Source organism: Verrucomicrobiia bacterium (assembly GCA_019634635.1).
Classification (GTDB): domain Bacteria; phylum Verrucomicrobiota; class Verrucomicrobiia; order Limisphaerales; family UBA9464; genus UBA9464.
Window position 1 is genome coordinate 108,359 of sequence record JAHCBB010000002.1, and the last position, 13,624, is coordinate 121,982.

Consider the following 13,624-nt stretch of genomic DNA (forward strand, 5'->3'; position numbering starts at 1 on the left):
TTCAGAGGTTCAGGGTCACTCCGTGGTCACCGAGGGCAGCCCACTCGATTCCCGATAGTGCAGGGACGCTCCCGGTCATCCGCTGGAAGAGGGTCTCGATGTTCGGGATGCCGCCGCGACCGACGCCGTCCACCAGCTCCAGCAGGAACTCCCATTCCGGCCTGGCGTCCCCGGGCGCCTCCACCGCCTTTAGGAAGCGCTGGAGGCGCCCCTTGCCGTTGACAAAAGTGCCCCGCTTTTCGGCATGGGCGCAGCCTGGCAGGAGGTAGTGCGCCGCGGCCGTGGTGGCGTTCGGCAGGAGGTCGCTGACCACCAGCAGCGGGAGTCGCCCGAGGAGGTCGGGCCCGATGCCATGGCGGGTGACGTCCTCGCCGAAGACCAGCAGCGTGGTGATCCGGCCGGACCGGATGCCGTCAGCAATCTCCGGAATCCGGATGCCCATTTCGGTGAAGGCGATGCCCGTGATGCGGGCGCCGTTGGCGTTCGGGTTGCGATCGGCGCTGACGAGCAGGGCGTCGGCCTCACCGGTGCGGGCCACCGAATCGGTGAGGGCACCATGGCGGTCGGCCAGCGTCCTGAGCAGGTGGAGTTCCTCGGTGGTCTGGCGGGCGCTGGCGATGATGGCGACGCTGCCATGGGGTGCGGCGGCGAGGCGGGCTCCGAGTTCGCGCAGTGCGGTTTCCCACGGGATTCTTTCCCGGGTGCCCTCCGGACTTCGTCGGAGGACTTCGGTGAGGCGGTCCGGACGCCCGATCCATTTGTAGTTCAGCCGTCCGGCGTCGCACATCCAGGGACCGTTCACCGCGTCATTCTCGCGGGGCTCGTACCGGTGGATGACCCCCTCCCGCGATCCGATGAGGATGTTGCAGCCGGTCGCGCAGGAAGTGCAGACGCTGCGGGTCTCCTTGAGGAACCACACCCGCATCTTGAATCGGAAATCCCGGGAGGTCAGCGCGCCGACCGGGCACAGATCCACCGTGTTCAGCGTGTAGTTGTTGTCGAAGGCCCCCTCCTTCCACGCGGCGATCGTGTTGTACGAGCCGCGGTTGACGATGCCCAGGGCGTCGTCGCCGGCGATATCCCGGGTGAACCGGATGCAGCGGGTGCAGAGGATGCAGCGTTCGTCGTCGAGGACGATGCGCGGCCCGAGATTCACCGCCTTGGGCTTGTGAACCTTGGTTTCGGCGAACCGGCTCGCGGCCTGGCCGTGCTCCAGGGAATACTCCTGCAGCTTGCATTCGCCGGCCTGGTCGCAAATGGGACAGTCGAGCGGGTGATTGATGAGCAGCGACTCCAGCACGGCCTCGCGCATTTGCCGCGTCGCCTCCGAACCGGGATACAGCTCCATGCCGGGGGCGATCGGGGTGGCGCAGGCGATGGCGCCGCGGGGCGTGCCGGGCTCGTAGGGCAGCACCGAGCGGGCAATTCGTGGCGAACCGTCCTCGTTCAGCACCGGTTTCCGGTCCGGTCCCATCATCGGTGTGCCGAACTCGATCAGGCACATCCGGCAATTGCCGGCCACCGGGAGCTTGGGATGGTAACAGTAATGCGGCACCTCGACTCCCGCGACCTGGCAGGCCTGGATCATGGTGGTCGGCTGGAGGCGGCCCTGCCAGTCGGGCATCAGCTTGGGGACCTCGAGGTCGCGCCCATCCACCTTGATTCGGACCGTTTCGACGGCCGGAGGGGCGGCGGGGGCGGCGGCGGTTGTCGCGACGTTCGACATGCGAAAACTCAGTGGGTGGCGCGGGTGGACGGAGGGGTCCCCGTGGATCGGGCGGCCTCGTCGGCGGCGCCCTGCGCCTCGAATTCGTCCTGGAATTTCTTCACAAAGCTCAACACGGGCCATGCGGCGGCTTCGCCGAACGCGCAGATGGTGCGGCCCTGGATGTTTTGTGCGATGTGCAGCAGGTACCCGGCGTCGGCCTTGCGCCCCTCGCCGTGGTTGAGACGGTGCAGGGCCTTGTCCATCCACAGCGCACCCTCGCGGCAGGGGGTGCATTGTCCGCAACTCTCGTGCGCGTAGAATTCGGCGATGTTGCCGAGCGTGGACACCATGCTGCGGGAGTCGTCGAGCACGATGATCGCGCTGGAGCCCGACATCGTTCCCGCCTGCTGCAGGGAATCAAAGTCGTAGGGCAGGTCCAGCAGCGGGACGTCCACCGTGCTCATCTGGCCGTCGGCGGCCTTGCGCTTGAGGCGGAATGATTCGCCGGCCTTGAGGACCTTGGAGGAGGAACCGCCCGGGATGACCGCCTTGAGCTGGCGGCCCGGCCGCAGCCCGCCGCCGAAACTCGGGTGATGGATCAACTCGCCGAGGGTGACCTTGCCCACCTCGATCTCATAGTAGCCCGGACGCAGCACATCGCCGCTGAGGCTGACGATGCGTGTCCCGGTGTTGTTGGGCGTCCCAAGTTTCGCGTACGCTGCGCCGCCCATCGCGACGATGTGTTTCACGTGGCACAGCGTTTCCACGTTGTTGACGATCGTCGGGCACAGGTAGAGGCCGAGGACGGCCGGGAAGTACGGCGGCTTGATCCGCGGGTACGGTCGCTTGCCTTCCAGGGACTCGATCAGGCCGGTCTCCTCGCCGCAGATGTACGCGCCTGCGCCGCGGTGGACGACGATGTCGAGGTCGTAGCCGGAACCGAGGATGTTGGTGCCGAGGAAGCCGGCCGCGCGCGCCTCGGCCAGGGCCTGGTTCAGCAACCGGGCCGCCTTGGGCATCTCGCCGCGGATGTAGATGAAGGCGAGCCGGACGTCGTTGGCCCAGCACGCGATCACCATCCCCTCGATCAACTGATGGGGATCGCGGTGCAGGATCTGGCGGTCCTTGAACGTGCCGGGTTCGGACTCGTCGGCGTTGCAGATGAGGTACACCGGCTTGCCGCTCCGCCGGTCCACGAAGCTCCATTTCAACCCGGCGGAAAAGCCGGCGCCGCCGCGCCCGCGCAGCCCCGATTTGAGCACTTCGTCCCGGACCACCTCCTGCGGGGACATCCGCTTGCCCTCCGCGAGTTCGCGCGGTGCGGTGGCCAGCGCCTGCCGCAGTGCCTCGTAGCCGCCATGGCGCAGGGAACACGCGAGGTCCGGGGTGAATCCCGGCGTGTCGAGGTTGCGTGTGATCAGCTTGAATTCTTCGGGCATGGCAGTGCTTGACTCAATACCTCACCTGTCTAGTTTCCCTCCCGCTTCCGGCCTGCCCGATGGTGTAACGGTAGCACAGCAGACTCTGGATCTGTTTGTCATGGTTCAAATCCATGTCGGGCAGCCAACTCCCCATCGCGGGTCCTTCGTCCCCGATCGCAAGTCCTTGGGTTGTGTTCCGAAAATTCATGCGCGGCCTCGGGTGATGATCTGGTCGGCATCCGCCGGGGTGACTTTTTCGAGGAGATCCTCGTTGACCAGGACCACGGGGGCCGTGCCGCAACTTGCAAGGCATTCCACGAACTCGACCGTGAACCGCCCGTCCGGCGTGGTCTGTGGTCCGTGTCTCGAAGCGTCCAGACCCAGCTTTGAGCAGAGGTGGTCCCGCAATTCGTAGGCTCCGGCCAGCGCGCAGCTCAGGGTCCGGCAGATCTTGATCTGGGTCTTCCCGAGGCGGTCCTGTCGGAACATCGGGTAGAAGGTCACCAGTTCATGCACATTGATCGGCTGGAGTCCCAGCTTGGCGGCGGTCCACTCGACGGCCTCGCGGGGCACGTGGCCGAAGTGCTCCTGGATCGCGTGCAGGAACATCAGCGAGGCGCTGCGCTTCTGCGGATAGCGCGCGGCGAGGGCGTCAAGTTCGGATTCGAGGCTGGCAGGTACGGAAAAGCTCATGGATGCAGGGGCCTCGGGGTCACCGGTCGCATTCCCCCATCACGAAGTCGAGGGAGCCCAGCACGGTGACGACGTCGCTCATCAGGCAGCCGGGGAGCAGCACCGGCAGGATGCTGAGGTTGCAGAACGATGGGGAACGGATCTTGAGGCGGTGCGGGGTGCCGCCGCCGCGGCTGTTCACGTAAAATCCCAGCTCGCCCTTCGGATTCTCCGCCCCGAAATACACCTCGCCCGCCGGCGCATTGGGACCTTCGGTGACCAGCATGAACTGGTGGATGAGTTCCTCCATCTTTGTGAGCACCGCCGACTTCGGCGGCAGGACCACCTTGCCGTCGGCCACCTGGACCGGTTCGCGGGATGCGTTGTCCGGTCCGCCCGGGATGCGATCCACGCACTGGCGAAGAATCCGGACGCTTTGCCGCATCTCCTCCATGCGGACAAGGTACCGGTCGTAGCAGTCACCCACCGATCCCACGGGAACGTCGAACTCAAGGTCCCGATAGCAGAGATAGGGGTGGGCCTTTCGGACGTCGTAGTCGCAGCCGCTCCCGCGGAGATTGGGACCGGTCAGGCCGTGGGCAATGGCCGTGGCCTTTGGAATCACGCCGACCTCGCGGGTGCGGTCCACCCACACCCGATTGCGGGTGAGCAGTCGCGAGGTTTCGTCCACCTGGGCCGCCACCCCGTCGCAGAAGGTGCCCACGGCCGCGATCCATCCCGGTGGCGTGTCGCGGATCACCCCGCCGATGCGGGTGTAGCTGGTGGTGAACCGGGCACCGGTGAGCGCCTCGGCCAGATTGTAGATCTTCTCACGCTCGGTGAACGTGTGGAGGAAGACCGTCATGGCCCCGACGTCCATCGCGTAGGCCCCGATCCCCAGGAGGTGCGCGGAGATCCGGGCCAGCTCGCAGCAAATGACGCGGAGGTACTGACAGCGGGGCGGGAGCGCCTGGTCAATACCCATCAACTTTTCGACCGCCAGCGCATAGGCAACGTTGTTGGCCAGGGGGGCCAGATAATCAAGGCGGTCGGTGTAGGGGATGAACTGGTTCCAAGTCATCGCCTCCGCGATTTTTTCGTCCCCACGGTGGAGGTAGCCGATGTCGGGATCCACCCGCGTCACCGTTTCGCCATCGAGCTCGATCACCAGCCGCAGCACGCCGTGCGTTGCCGGGTGGGACGGGCCCATGTTGATGATCATCGCCTCGCCCTGCAGGTCCTCCAGGTCGTCGGGTGACGTCGTGGCGATCCGGGTGGCCGGGTCCTTGAAGGTGAGTTCCTCGACGGTCATCGGCTCCTAGGATTGAGGGGTTCGGGCCCGGGGTTCGCGTCGTGTGGCGTCGCCGGCACCGGGCGCGGTGACGAACGGGCCTCCCTCCAGCGGGGCCGGACGGGTGAAGGCGACCTCTGGAAGGTCCGTCGGCCTGCCGGCCAGCGGGAAATCCTTGCGCAGCGGGAAATACGGATAGCCTTCCCACATGAGGATGCGGCGCAGGTCGGGATGCCCCCGGAACCGGACCCCCATCATGTCGTAGGCCTCCCGCTCATGCCAGTTGGCCGCGGGCCAGACCGATGAGACCGAGGGCAGCTCCGAGGCGGCTTCGGACACCGAGGTGCGCAGTCGGAGATGGGCGGCGGTTCCCAACGAATACAGTTCGTACACGACCGTCCAGCGCGGGTCGTCGCCATAGTTGTCCACCGTGCTCAAGTCGAGCAGCAGATCGAAGCCACACGCATCGCGGGCCGCGGCGCAGACCTCGGCGATGCGCTCCGGATCGTGGACCGTCAGGGTCAATTCCCCGCGAAACGCCGCGGGTTCCGACACCGCGTCGCCGAAAGGCTCGCGGAGGCGTCGGGCAAGTTCGAGGGGCGTGGACACGGCGGGAGGGTGTCGCTCAGGTGTGGACCGGGTCCCGCGCTGCGGGTACCCGGGATCCCAGGTCCAGCCCAAGGCTCCCATAGGTTGCCGGACCGGAGTCTTGTTTCAGCATGCGGGTGATCGGCTCACGGCTGACCTTGTCCTGGAGCTTCATGAGCGCGTCCAGAAGCGCCTCGGGTCGGGGCGGGCAGCCGGCGACGTACACGTCCACGGGAACGATGTTGTCCACCCCCTGCAGCACCGCATAGCTGCGGTACATGCCTCCGGTCGAGGCGCAGGCACCCATGGCGATCACCCACTTGGGCTCCGCCATCTGCTCGTAAATGCGCCGGAGGGCCAGTGCCATCTTGTAGGTGACCGTGCCGGCCACGATCATCACGTCGGATTGGCGCGGGGAAAAGCGCATCACCTCGGCGCCAAAGCGTGAGATGTCGAACCGGCTGGCCCCCGCGGCCATCAGCTCAATGGCGCAGCACGCCAGACCCATCGGCATGGGCCACAGGGAGTTCTTGCGAAACCAGTTGAGGGCGGAATCCAGCTGGGTATGGACCACCTCGCCCTCGATCTTGGAATTGTATCCAAATTCCTTGGTCACTGCGGACGGAGTTGATGCTGTGGACGGGACCATGGGAGACGGGTGACCGGCCGGGAATCGGCAGAGCGAAAACACTGTGGGATCGGCCCGTTTTCACCGCAAGCGGCTTTTGTGATTCTTTTCACAAAGTCTGGTTCCACCCCGGAACGCCCCGGATTCGCCGCCCAGCGCCTGGTGCCCCCGGGCGCGAGGCCGCCACCGTTCACGACCGGCCCTCAACCTCACGTGTCCGGCGCCTTGTTGGAGGGGCGGATTGGGGAGGCGACAGACTTCTGGCGTCCGCGAAGGACTCCCGTCACGGCCACGGCGAGACAGCACCCCGCGAACAGGTCTCCATGGCGGTGATAGGGGGTGAGGGGCCGCACGCTGCTGTCGGGCTTCAGGGGCACCCGGGTGACAAGCACCCCGGCGTCGTAGACGGATCCGTTGGAGGATCTCAGCACGTCGTGGAGGCCGCCGAACTCGTCCAGCCAGCAGGTCAGCCCGTTGTTGGCGCAGCGGACCAGGGGAACGCCGTTCTCAACGGCGCGCAGGGCCGCGTTGGCGGTGTGCTGCCATTGGGCGCTGCTTTCGCCAAACCAGCCGTTGTTGGTCAGTTCGAGCAGGAAGTCCGTGTCCGGCGTGGCATGGGACCGGGTGTGGTGCGGGAAGACGTCCTCGAAGCAGATCATTGGCGAGGCCACCACGGCGTCGGAGCCGAACTCGAACCGGGCCGGACCTCGGCCAGGGGTGAAGCTGGAACCGATCGGCGTGAACCACTTCAGAAAGGGCAGGGTTCGTTCAAAGGGAATGAACTCCCCAAAGATCACGAGGCGCTGCTTGTGGTAACGGCCGGCAAGGCGGCCCTCTGGATCCAGCAGCAGCGCGGCATTGTACTGCTCGGGGACGCCGTCCACCTGCTGCCCATAGGCGGTACCCAGAATCCAGGCGGCACCCGTGCCTCGAAGCACCGATAGGACCCTGTCGGACTGTTCCCGGGTGAGGTCCGGCATTGAGCCTTCCGGCCAGATTACCGCATCCGGCCGTGTGGCAAGCGCCTCCCGGGTGAGGGCGAGCACCTTCTCGAAGCGGGCGGGGTTGGCGGCGTCATCCCAGATCAGACGCTGGGGGATACTGGGCTGCACCAGTGCCAGCGCGACGGTCCGGTCGCCGGGACGGGCTGCCGTGACCAGGCGACGGAATCCCGACCCAAGCACGAGCAGCAGCACCAGGACGGGCAACCGCAGCGACACCGTCCAGCCGCGGCGATGTCCGGGCCGGAACACCAGGAGTGCCAGGGCCCCCGCCAGACTCACGGAGATCCAGCACAGGAGAAAGGAGATGCCGTACACCCCGGTGACCGCGGCCACCTGCAGCAGGGGCAGATTGCGCCATTGGGTGATGCCAAACAGGTTCCATGGGAAGCCGCCGAGGAACCGGCAACGCACCAGTTCAAGGGCGACCCAGAGTGCCGCGGACCAGATCCAGAGGGTCTGGCGCTGCCATTCGTTCAGGTCGCAGACGGCCTGGACCGATCGGCGCCACTCCGGCCTTGGGCCTGTCATGCCGCACCGCAAGCGGATGCCCCTGGCCGTCAGCATCAACCAAAATCCCGCGAACAGCGCGCTGTAGGCGCTCAAGCCCAGCCAGGCGGCGACGGCGCCCGAAGGGAATGGAATCAGGAGCAGCCAGCGCAGGCCGACCAGATGGTGGGCCAGCCCTGCAACGAATCCGAGGCGGAAGGCGGGGCCGGGCGGCAGGTCAAATCCCGTGGCGAGCAGGAGGCCTGGGGCGATCCAGGCGAGGGCGGACCAGCCGGGGAGCGGAAAGGCCAGGGCCCACACGATACCGGCAACGATCGCGGTGGCCGGACGGCACCAGGCACGGGCGGACACGGTGGTCACGTTCGGGACCCCCGCGGAACTGGCAACGGCATCCGTGGCGGCATCCACGCGTCAACGGCGCCCCCGGCGCCCTCCGAGCAGCCCTCCCAGCAGGCCGCGCGCAATTTCCCGGCCGATGGCTCCCGCAACGGCCGTGGTGGCCGTCCGCGTCACCCGGTCGGTCATGGACATCGGCGGACGCCCGCCCGTCGCCGGTCGGCGTGCGACGGTGGGCAGCGGTTTGGAGGACGGTGGCGATGGTTGAGCTCGGGAAGGGGCGGGGGCGGGGGTCGGATTGGGGCCGCCGAACAGGGACGACCAGAATCCGCGCGGCGCCGGAGCAACCGGAGGTGAGGCTTGTTGTCCGGGGGCCGAGGCCACGGCGCCGACGAGCCGTTCGTAGGCGGATTCCCGATCCACTGCCTGTTCGTACACGCCGGCGACGAGCGAAGCGGCCATGAGCTGGCGACGTTGTGCCGCGGTGATGGGACCCAAATGGCTGCGCGGTGGGACCACCAGCGCACGTTCCACGATCCCGGGCTGCCCCCGATCGTCGAGCAGGCTCACCAGGGCCTCGCCGACGCCGAGTTCTGTGAGGACCCCCTCGGTCTTCAGCGCGGGATTGGGCCGGAAGGTTGCAGCCGCGGCCCGCACCGCCTTCTGGTCGGCAGGCGTGAAGGCCCGGAGGGCATGCTGCACCCGGTTGCCGAGCTGGCCGAGGACGCGGTCGGGAATGTCCCTGGGGTTCTGGGTCACGAAGTAAATGCCGACGCCCTTGGAACGGATGAGCCGCACCACTTGTTCCACCTGGTCGAGCAGGGCATTGGGGATGTCATTGAACAGCAGGTGGGCCTCGTCGAAGAAGAAAACCAGTTTGGGCTGCGGCAGGTCGCCCGCCTCCGGCAGGGTCTCGAACAACTGCGAGAGCATCCACAGCAGCGCGGTCGCGTACACCTTGGGCGACTGCATCAGTCGTTCCGCGCACAGGATGTTGATCACGCCGCGGCCCGACGTGTCCGTCTGGATCCAATCCTCCAGGTTCAGCGCCGGTTCCCCAAAAAACGCCGTCGCCCCCTGGGTCTCCAGGGTGAGCAACTGCCGCTGGATGGCGCCGATGCTCGCCGCGGAGACGTTGCCGTATTCCGTGGTGAAGGCGGCCGCGTTGTCTCCGATGTGCTTGAGCACGGCCCGGAGGTCCTTCAAGTCCAGGAGCAGCAAACCGTGCTCGTCGGCGATCCGGAACACGAGGTTCAGCACCCCCGCCTGCGTGTCGTTGAGCTGGAGCAGACGGGCCAGCAGCAGCGGGCCCATTTCAGAAATCGTGGTCCTGACCGGATGGCCGCCCTCGCCAAAGATGTCCCAGAACGTGACCGGGAATCCCCCGGGTGCGTGGCCGTGAAGTCCCAGTTGACGCACGCGCTCCGCCACCTTCGCGTTCCCGCCGCCGGGCTGGCTGATCCCGGCGAGGTCGCCCTTGACGTCCGCGAGGAATACCGGCACGCCGCGGGCGCTGAATCCTTCGGCGAGCGTCTGGAGCGTGACGGTTTTGCCGGTGCCGGTGGCCCCGGCCACGAGTCCATGACGGTTGGCCATGGCGGGCAGCAGATGCAGGTCAAGGGTGCCGGATTTTGCGATGAGGATCGGTTCGGACATGCGGTGATGAACGGCTGCGCGACAGGATTGGTTCGGGGGCCGGGAATTGCAAATGAACCCCGGCTCAACCTCAGCCTCCGGCCATCGCGCCGATGATCAGCAGCGGTTCCGCGCCTTCGACCACGGCATCGGGCAGGGGTGCCCCGGGGGCAACGTGAGAGTGGTCCTGACCGCAGGCGAAGAAGCGGATGAACGGGCGACGGCGCCCGCTGGCGTGATCGCGGATCGTCCCGCGCAGCGGCGGGAACCGGGCCTCGAGCGCGTCCAGCACGCCGCCCACCGTCACGGGGGATGCCACGGCCACCTGAACCTCCCCGTCCACCCCGGCGAGGAGGCGCAGGGGTGCCGGAAGGACGACCCGGATCATGGGAGCGTCTGGGCCTCGACGGAGAGCACCGCCGGGAAATCCCGGGCGATGGCCGTCCAGGTGTCGCCGGAGTCTGCGGACGCATAGACCTGCCCGCCCGTGGTTCCGAAATACACACCGCACGAGGGGAGGGAATCCACGCTCATTGCGCCGCGGAGGACGTTGACGTAGCAGTGGGCCTGCGGGAGCCCCGCGGTGAGCGCCTCCCACTCGGTCCCGCCGGAGCGGCTGCGATACACCCGGAGCCGGCCATCGGGAGGAAAATGCTCCGAATCGCTCTTGATGGGCACCACGTACACGGTGTCCGGTTCGTGGGCATGCACGGCAATCGCGAAGCCGAAGTCGCTGGGCAGGTTGCCGCTGACCTCCCGCCAGACACCGCCGCCGTCGTCGGTGCGGAGCACGTCCCAGTGCTTCTGCATGAAGAGCGTGTCCGGCCGGGAACGGTGCAAGGCCAGCCGGTGGACGCAGTGGCCGACCTCGGCATCGGGATCCGGAAGTTCGTATTGCGATTTGAGACCTCGGGTCACGGGACGCCACGAGGCCCCGGAATCGTCGGACCGGAAGACTCCGGCCGCCGAGATGGCGATGTACATCCGGCCGCGATGCACCGGGTCGAGGAGGATGGTGTGCAGGCCCATGCCACCCGCGCCGGGCTGCCAGAGGTGGCCCTTGCCGTGATTGCGCAGTCCTGGAAGCTCCTGCCACGACTGGCCGCCGTCCGTGGATCGGAACAGGGCGGCGTCCTCGACGCCGGCATAGACGGTGTCGGGATCGTCAAGGGAGGGTTCGAGGTGCCAGACCCGCTTGAACTCCCAGGGATGCTGGGTGCCGTCGTACCATTGGTGGGTTCCGGCAACGCCGTCGTAGGCGAACTGGTTCCCGACCGGCTGCCAAGTGGCGCCGCCGTCGTCGGAGCGCTGGATCACCTGTCCGAACCATCCGCTGGTCTGCGAGGCGTACAGCCGTTCTGGACGCACCGGCGATCCCTTGACGTGGTACACCTCCCATCCGGCGAAGTGGGGTCCCTGGATGTCCCACCGCTCCCGGGCGTCGTCGGAAGTCATGACAAACGCACCTTTTCGGGTGCCCACCAGCAATCGCACATGGCTCATCAGGAACGCTGTTGCTTGGGACACCACCACGGACCCGGAAGCAAACGCCATCCATTTTTTTGGGCCCGTTGCGCCGCCCACCGGCGAGGATTCGCCAGCCGGGCTCCAGGAGTGAGGGAGCCCGGTTGGTGTTCGCCAGGGGGGGCGCGGGGTTCATGGATTTGGAGCGCGCTCTTCGAGCAGCAGGCTGCGGATGTCCGCCATCACCAGTCGGGCGTCGAGATTGGATGAATTGTAGATGTTTCGCACGCGACCCTCCCGGTCCACGAGAAAGACGCGCAGCGCGTGATGGAGGGTACCCTCGGGATCGCGGGGATCCTCCTTGCGGTCCACGGCCTGGCCGTAGTCCCTGAGGATGGGTGCGAGCTGCTCCCGCGACGCCGTGGTCAGGAAATGCCAGGGTGCGGCCTTCGGATGGGACCGGGCGAGGGCGGCGTACCCGGCCATGCGGTCCGGGGTGTCCACCTGCGGATCGAACGAGAGGCTGACGAGCCGCACGCCGGACGCGAGATCACGATCGCCGGCGCTCCATTCATGGAGCCGGGCGAGCACTCCGGTGGCCCGCGGGCAGGCGCGGGCGGAGGTGCACCGCGTGTAGATGAAGCTCAGCACCGTGACCCGGTCGCGGGTGAGCGATCGGAGCGGAAGCCGGCGACCGTCGGTCGCAATCACCTCGCCGTCGGCGGCGTCCTGGATCACCGGCAATGCGTAGGTGCCAGGTTCTGGCAGCGGGTAGTCGTACGGGAGTCCGCTGTTGGCTTCGGCCATCCACGGGAGGGCGACGGCCGCAATCCATGTGAAGAGCAGCAGGAGTTTCATGGGCATCCTTGCGGAATTGGAGGGTGAACGGGGAGGTCAGCGGCCCATTCGGGTCGCGCCGAACAGCATGTGGTGCGGTCGGCCCAGACCCTCTGCGGTCAAGTCGAGGCCGAACTGCGGTTGCAGCCGCGAGCCGTCCCACGAATAGGCGCGGACGAACTGTTCATTGTCCTCGCCGGTCTTGTCCCAGCGGGCCAGGAGCGAACTGGAGAAGTACACGCGTTGCCCGTCCCAGCTCTGGGACACCATGTTGACCTGGCGTCCAATGTTCTGGTCGTGGATCAGACGCGGATGGTGCGGGTCCGAGACGTCAAACACCCGGCATTTGCCGTCGCCAAAGCAGCTGACAAACAGGGTTCGGTCGTCGGCGCTGAGGCTGATGTCCACGGGCAGTACGCCCCCCTCACCGCCGATCGTTGCCACCTCGGAGGCCTGCCAGCGTCCGGCACCGTCTTCGTGGCACAGCCAGAGCTTGGAGGTCAGCGCCGTGGCCGTGAAGGCATACGGGTGGCGGTCGCCCCACGCCCAGCGGATCTCGAGCGGCGCGCCGGGGACGCGCAGCACCTGGCGTGGCTGGCGTGTGTGGAAATCCCAGACGACCATCGAGTTGCCAAACTGCTTCAGCGCCTCCGGATCCCCGGCGACCCGGGCGAAGTCCTGCGTGTAGTTCCTCCAGCCGGTGAAGGAGCTGCTGAGCATCACGTTCTTCCTCGGAAGCACCCGGGCGTCGTAGCCATAGCCGTCCGCATGGTCGCTGCCGTCCAGTCCGGATTGCCCCGGGAGCGGCATCCAGTGGGTCGCGATGTAGCGGCCTGCATTGCTGTATTCGACGAGGGCGGTCCGACCGCCGCGATCGCGGGCGTTCGACAGGCAGGGAATCAGCACCCGGCCGGGGAGAGCGTAGACGCCATGCGGACCCACGGCCCCTCCGGTCGCCGTCTCGAAATCGTCAATGGTTCGGGCCAGCCGCGGTTGTCCGGGGTCGGTGTGAACGTCGAAAATGAAGATCCGGCTGCCGTCGAGTCCGCACAGCCAGAGCTGGCGCCGGTCGTCGGTGAAGCCACCGTGGTGCGCCTCGTGGCGACCGCCTACGGAACGGTGGTGCAGGACCTTGCCGTATTTTGGGGATCCCGGCTTGACGTCAACCACCACCAGTTTGTCGGAGCCGTCGCCGAGTCCCTCGACGCCCAGGGTCCACACGTAAAGGAACTCCTCCTGCCCCTCAATGCGGGCCAGATAAGGCGAGGAGCAGGTCTCGTCGGCGAAGGCGGTTGCTGACGACGCCGCCAGGCCGGCGGCGACCAGGATTGGGGACGCGAGGACGTTGAGTCTGCGGATCAGCGACTGGGCGGAGGTTGCCGGCGCGGATTCAACCGGGGGAATGGAGGAACTTCGGTTCATGATGGAGACGGTCTTTGTGTGCATTGCCGGCCGGGTGGGACCGACACCGATCCGGGGCACCCTGCCGTTTCACAGGAGACATGCGGATTCGCCGGCTGCCGTCGGCCAGGA

The 13,624-nt window shown here is 67.0% G+C and carries 12 protein-coding genes and 1 tRNA gene; 1 reads left to right on the plus strand and 12 read right to left on the minus strand.

Translation table 11 applies throughout. The features are described from left to right. Window position 1: 1 nt before the first annotated feature. Both KF791_01830 and nuoF read right to left on the minus strand, forming a co-directional pair. Entirely contained in the window at window positions 2–1,726 is a 1,725-nt protein-coding gene (locus KF791_01830) for a molybdopterin-dependent oxidoreductase (GenBank protein MBX3731315.1), read from the minus strand. Window positions 1,727–1,734: 8 nt separating this feature from the next. Then, the gene (nuoF, locus tag KF791_01835) at window positions 1,735–3,147 is read right to left on the minus strand and encodes an NADH-quinone oxidoreductase subunit NuoF (protein ID MBX3731316.1); all 1,413 of its coding nucleotides are present in this window, start codon (window positions 3,145–3,147) and stop codon (window positions 1,735–1,737) included. Window positions 3,148–3,200: 53 nt separating this feature from the next. Here nuoF and KF791_01840 point away from each other — a divergent pair. After that, window positions 3,201–3,274: transfer RNA gene (locus tag KF791_01840), tRNA-Gln, on the plus strand. Window positions 3,275–3,333: 59 nt separating this feature from the next. On the opposite strand, the gene KF791_01845 is transcribed toward KF791_01840, so the two are convergent. The 10 genes from KF791_01845 to KF791_01890 form a co-directional block, all read right to left on the minus strand. Then, window positions 3,334–3,822, minus strand: a complete 489-nt coding sequence (locus KF791_01845; protein ID MBX3731317.1) for an NAD(P)H-dependent oxidoreductase subunit E — start codon at window positions 3,820–3,822, stop codon at window positions 3,334–3,336. A 19-nt stretch (window positions 3,823–3,841) separates the two neighbouring features. Beyond that, window positions 3,842–5,113: an NADH dehydrogenase (quinone) subunit D gene (gene nuoD / locus KF791_01850; GenBank protein ID MBX3731318.1), complete on the minus strand. Its 1,272-nt coding sequence runs from the start codon at window positions 5,111–5,113 to the stop codon at window positions 3,842–3,844. Window positions 5,114–5,119: 6 nt separating this feature from the next. Then, window positions 5,120–5,782 (minus strand): NADH-quinone oxidoreductase subunit C, encoded by a 663-nt coding sequence (locus KF791_01855; protein ID MBX3731319.1) that lies wholly within the window; start codon window positions 5,780–5,782, stop codon window positions 5,120–5,122. Further along, a complete protein-coding gene (nuoB, locus tag KF791_01860; GenBank protein MBX3731320.1) occupies window positions 5,718–6,329 on the minus strand; it encodes an NADH-quinone oxidoreductase subunit NuoB in 612 nt (203 codons plus the stop codon). Before nuoB ends, KF791_01855 begins: the two co-directional genes overlap by 65 nt. Before the next feature lie 188 nt (window positions 6,330–6,517). Next, a complete protein-coding gene (lnt, locus tag KF791_01865) occupies window positions 6,518–8,227 on the minus strand; it encodes an apolipoprotein N-acyltransferase (GenBank protein MBX3731321.1) in 1,710 nt (569 codons plus the stop codon). Between the two features lie 3 nt (window positions 8,228–8,230). Further along, on the minus strand, window positions 8,231–9,811 hold the full coding sequence (locus KF791_01870; GenBank protein MBX3731322.1) for a DUF853 family protein: 1,581 nt from the start codon (window positions 9,809–9,811) through the stop codon (window positions 8,231–8,233). Between the two features lie 70 nt (window positions 9,812–9,881). Beyond that, window positions 9,882–10,178 carry a MoaD/ThiS family protein gene (locus KF791_01875; protein MBX3731323.1) on the minus strand — a complete coding sequence of 99 codons (297 nt, stop codon included), beginning with the start codon at window positions 10,176–10,178 and terminating at the stop codon, window positions 9,882–9,884. Continuing rightward, window positions 10,175–11,293, minus strand: coding sequence for an exo-alpha-sialidase (locus KF791_01880; GenBank protein MBX3731324.1), 1,119 nt, complete (start codon window positions 11,291–11,293; stop codon window positions 10,175–10,177). The genes KF791_01875 and KF791_01880 overlap by 4 nt, the downstream gene beginning before the upstream one ends. 153 nt (window positions 11,294–11,446) lie before the next feature. Beyond that, complete coding sequence (locus KF791_01885; protein ID MBX3731325.1) at window positions 11,447–12,118, minus strand: SCO family protein; 672 nt, start codon at window positions 12,116–12,118, stop codon at window positions 11,447–11,449. 30 nt (window positions 12,119–12,148) lie between these two features. Next, the gene (locus KF791_01890; GenBank protein MBX3731326.1) at window positions 12,149–13,513 is read right to left on the minus strand and encodes a selenium-binding protein; all 1,365 of its coding nucleotides are present in this window, start codon (window positions 13,511–13,513) and stop codon (window positions 12,149–12,151) included. Window positions 13,514–13,624: the final 111 nt, after the last annotated feature.

Coding starts and splice junctions, on each gene's coding strand:
- KF791_01875 (MBX3731323.1), bottom strand. CDS start 10,178: ATGATCCGGGTCGTCCTTCCGGCACCCCTGCGCCTCCTCGCCGGGGTG.
- KF791_01830 (MBX3731315.1), bottom strand. CDS start 1,726: ATGTCGAACGTCGCGACAACCGCCGCCGCCCCCGCCGCCCCTCCGGCC.
- nuoD (MBX3731318.1), bottom strand. CDS start 5,113: ATGACCGTCGAGGAACTCACCTTCAAGGACCCGGCCACCCGGATCGCC.
- nuoF (MBX3731316.1), bottom strand. CDS start 3,147: ATGCCCGAAGAATTCAAGCTGATCACACGCAACCTCGACACGCCGGGA.
- KF791_01845 (MBX3731317.1), bottom strand. CDS start 3,822: ATGAGCTTTTCCGTACCTGCCAGCCTCGAATCCGAACTTGACGCCCTC.
- KF791_01880 (MBX3731324.1), bottom strand. CDS start 11,293: ATGAGCCATGTGCGATTGCTGGTGGGCACCCGAAAAGGTGCGTTTGTC.
- KF791_01890 (MBX3731326.1), bottom strand. CDS start 13,513: ATGAACCGAAGTTCCTCCATTCCCCCGGTTGAATCCGCGCCGGCAACC.
- nuoB (MBX3731320.1), bottom strand. CDS start 6,329: ATGGTCCCGTCCACAGCATCAACTCCGTCCGCAGTGACCAAGGAATTT.
- KF791_01885 (MBX3731325.1), bottom strand. CDS start 12,118: ATGCCCATGAAACTCCTGCTGCTCTTCACATGGATTGCGGCCGTCGCC.
- KF791_01870 (MBX3731322.1), bottom strand. CDS start 9,811: ATGTCCGAACCGATCCTCATCGCAAAATCCGGCACCCTTGACCTGCAT.
- KF791_01855 (MBX3731319.1), bottom strand. CDS start 5,782: ATGGGAGCCTTGGGCTGGACCTGGGATCCCGGGTACCCGCAGCGCGGG.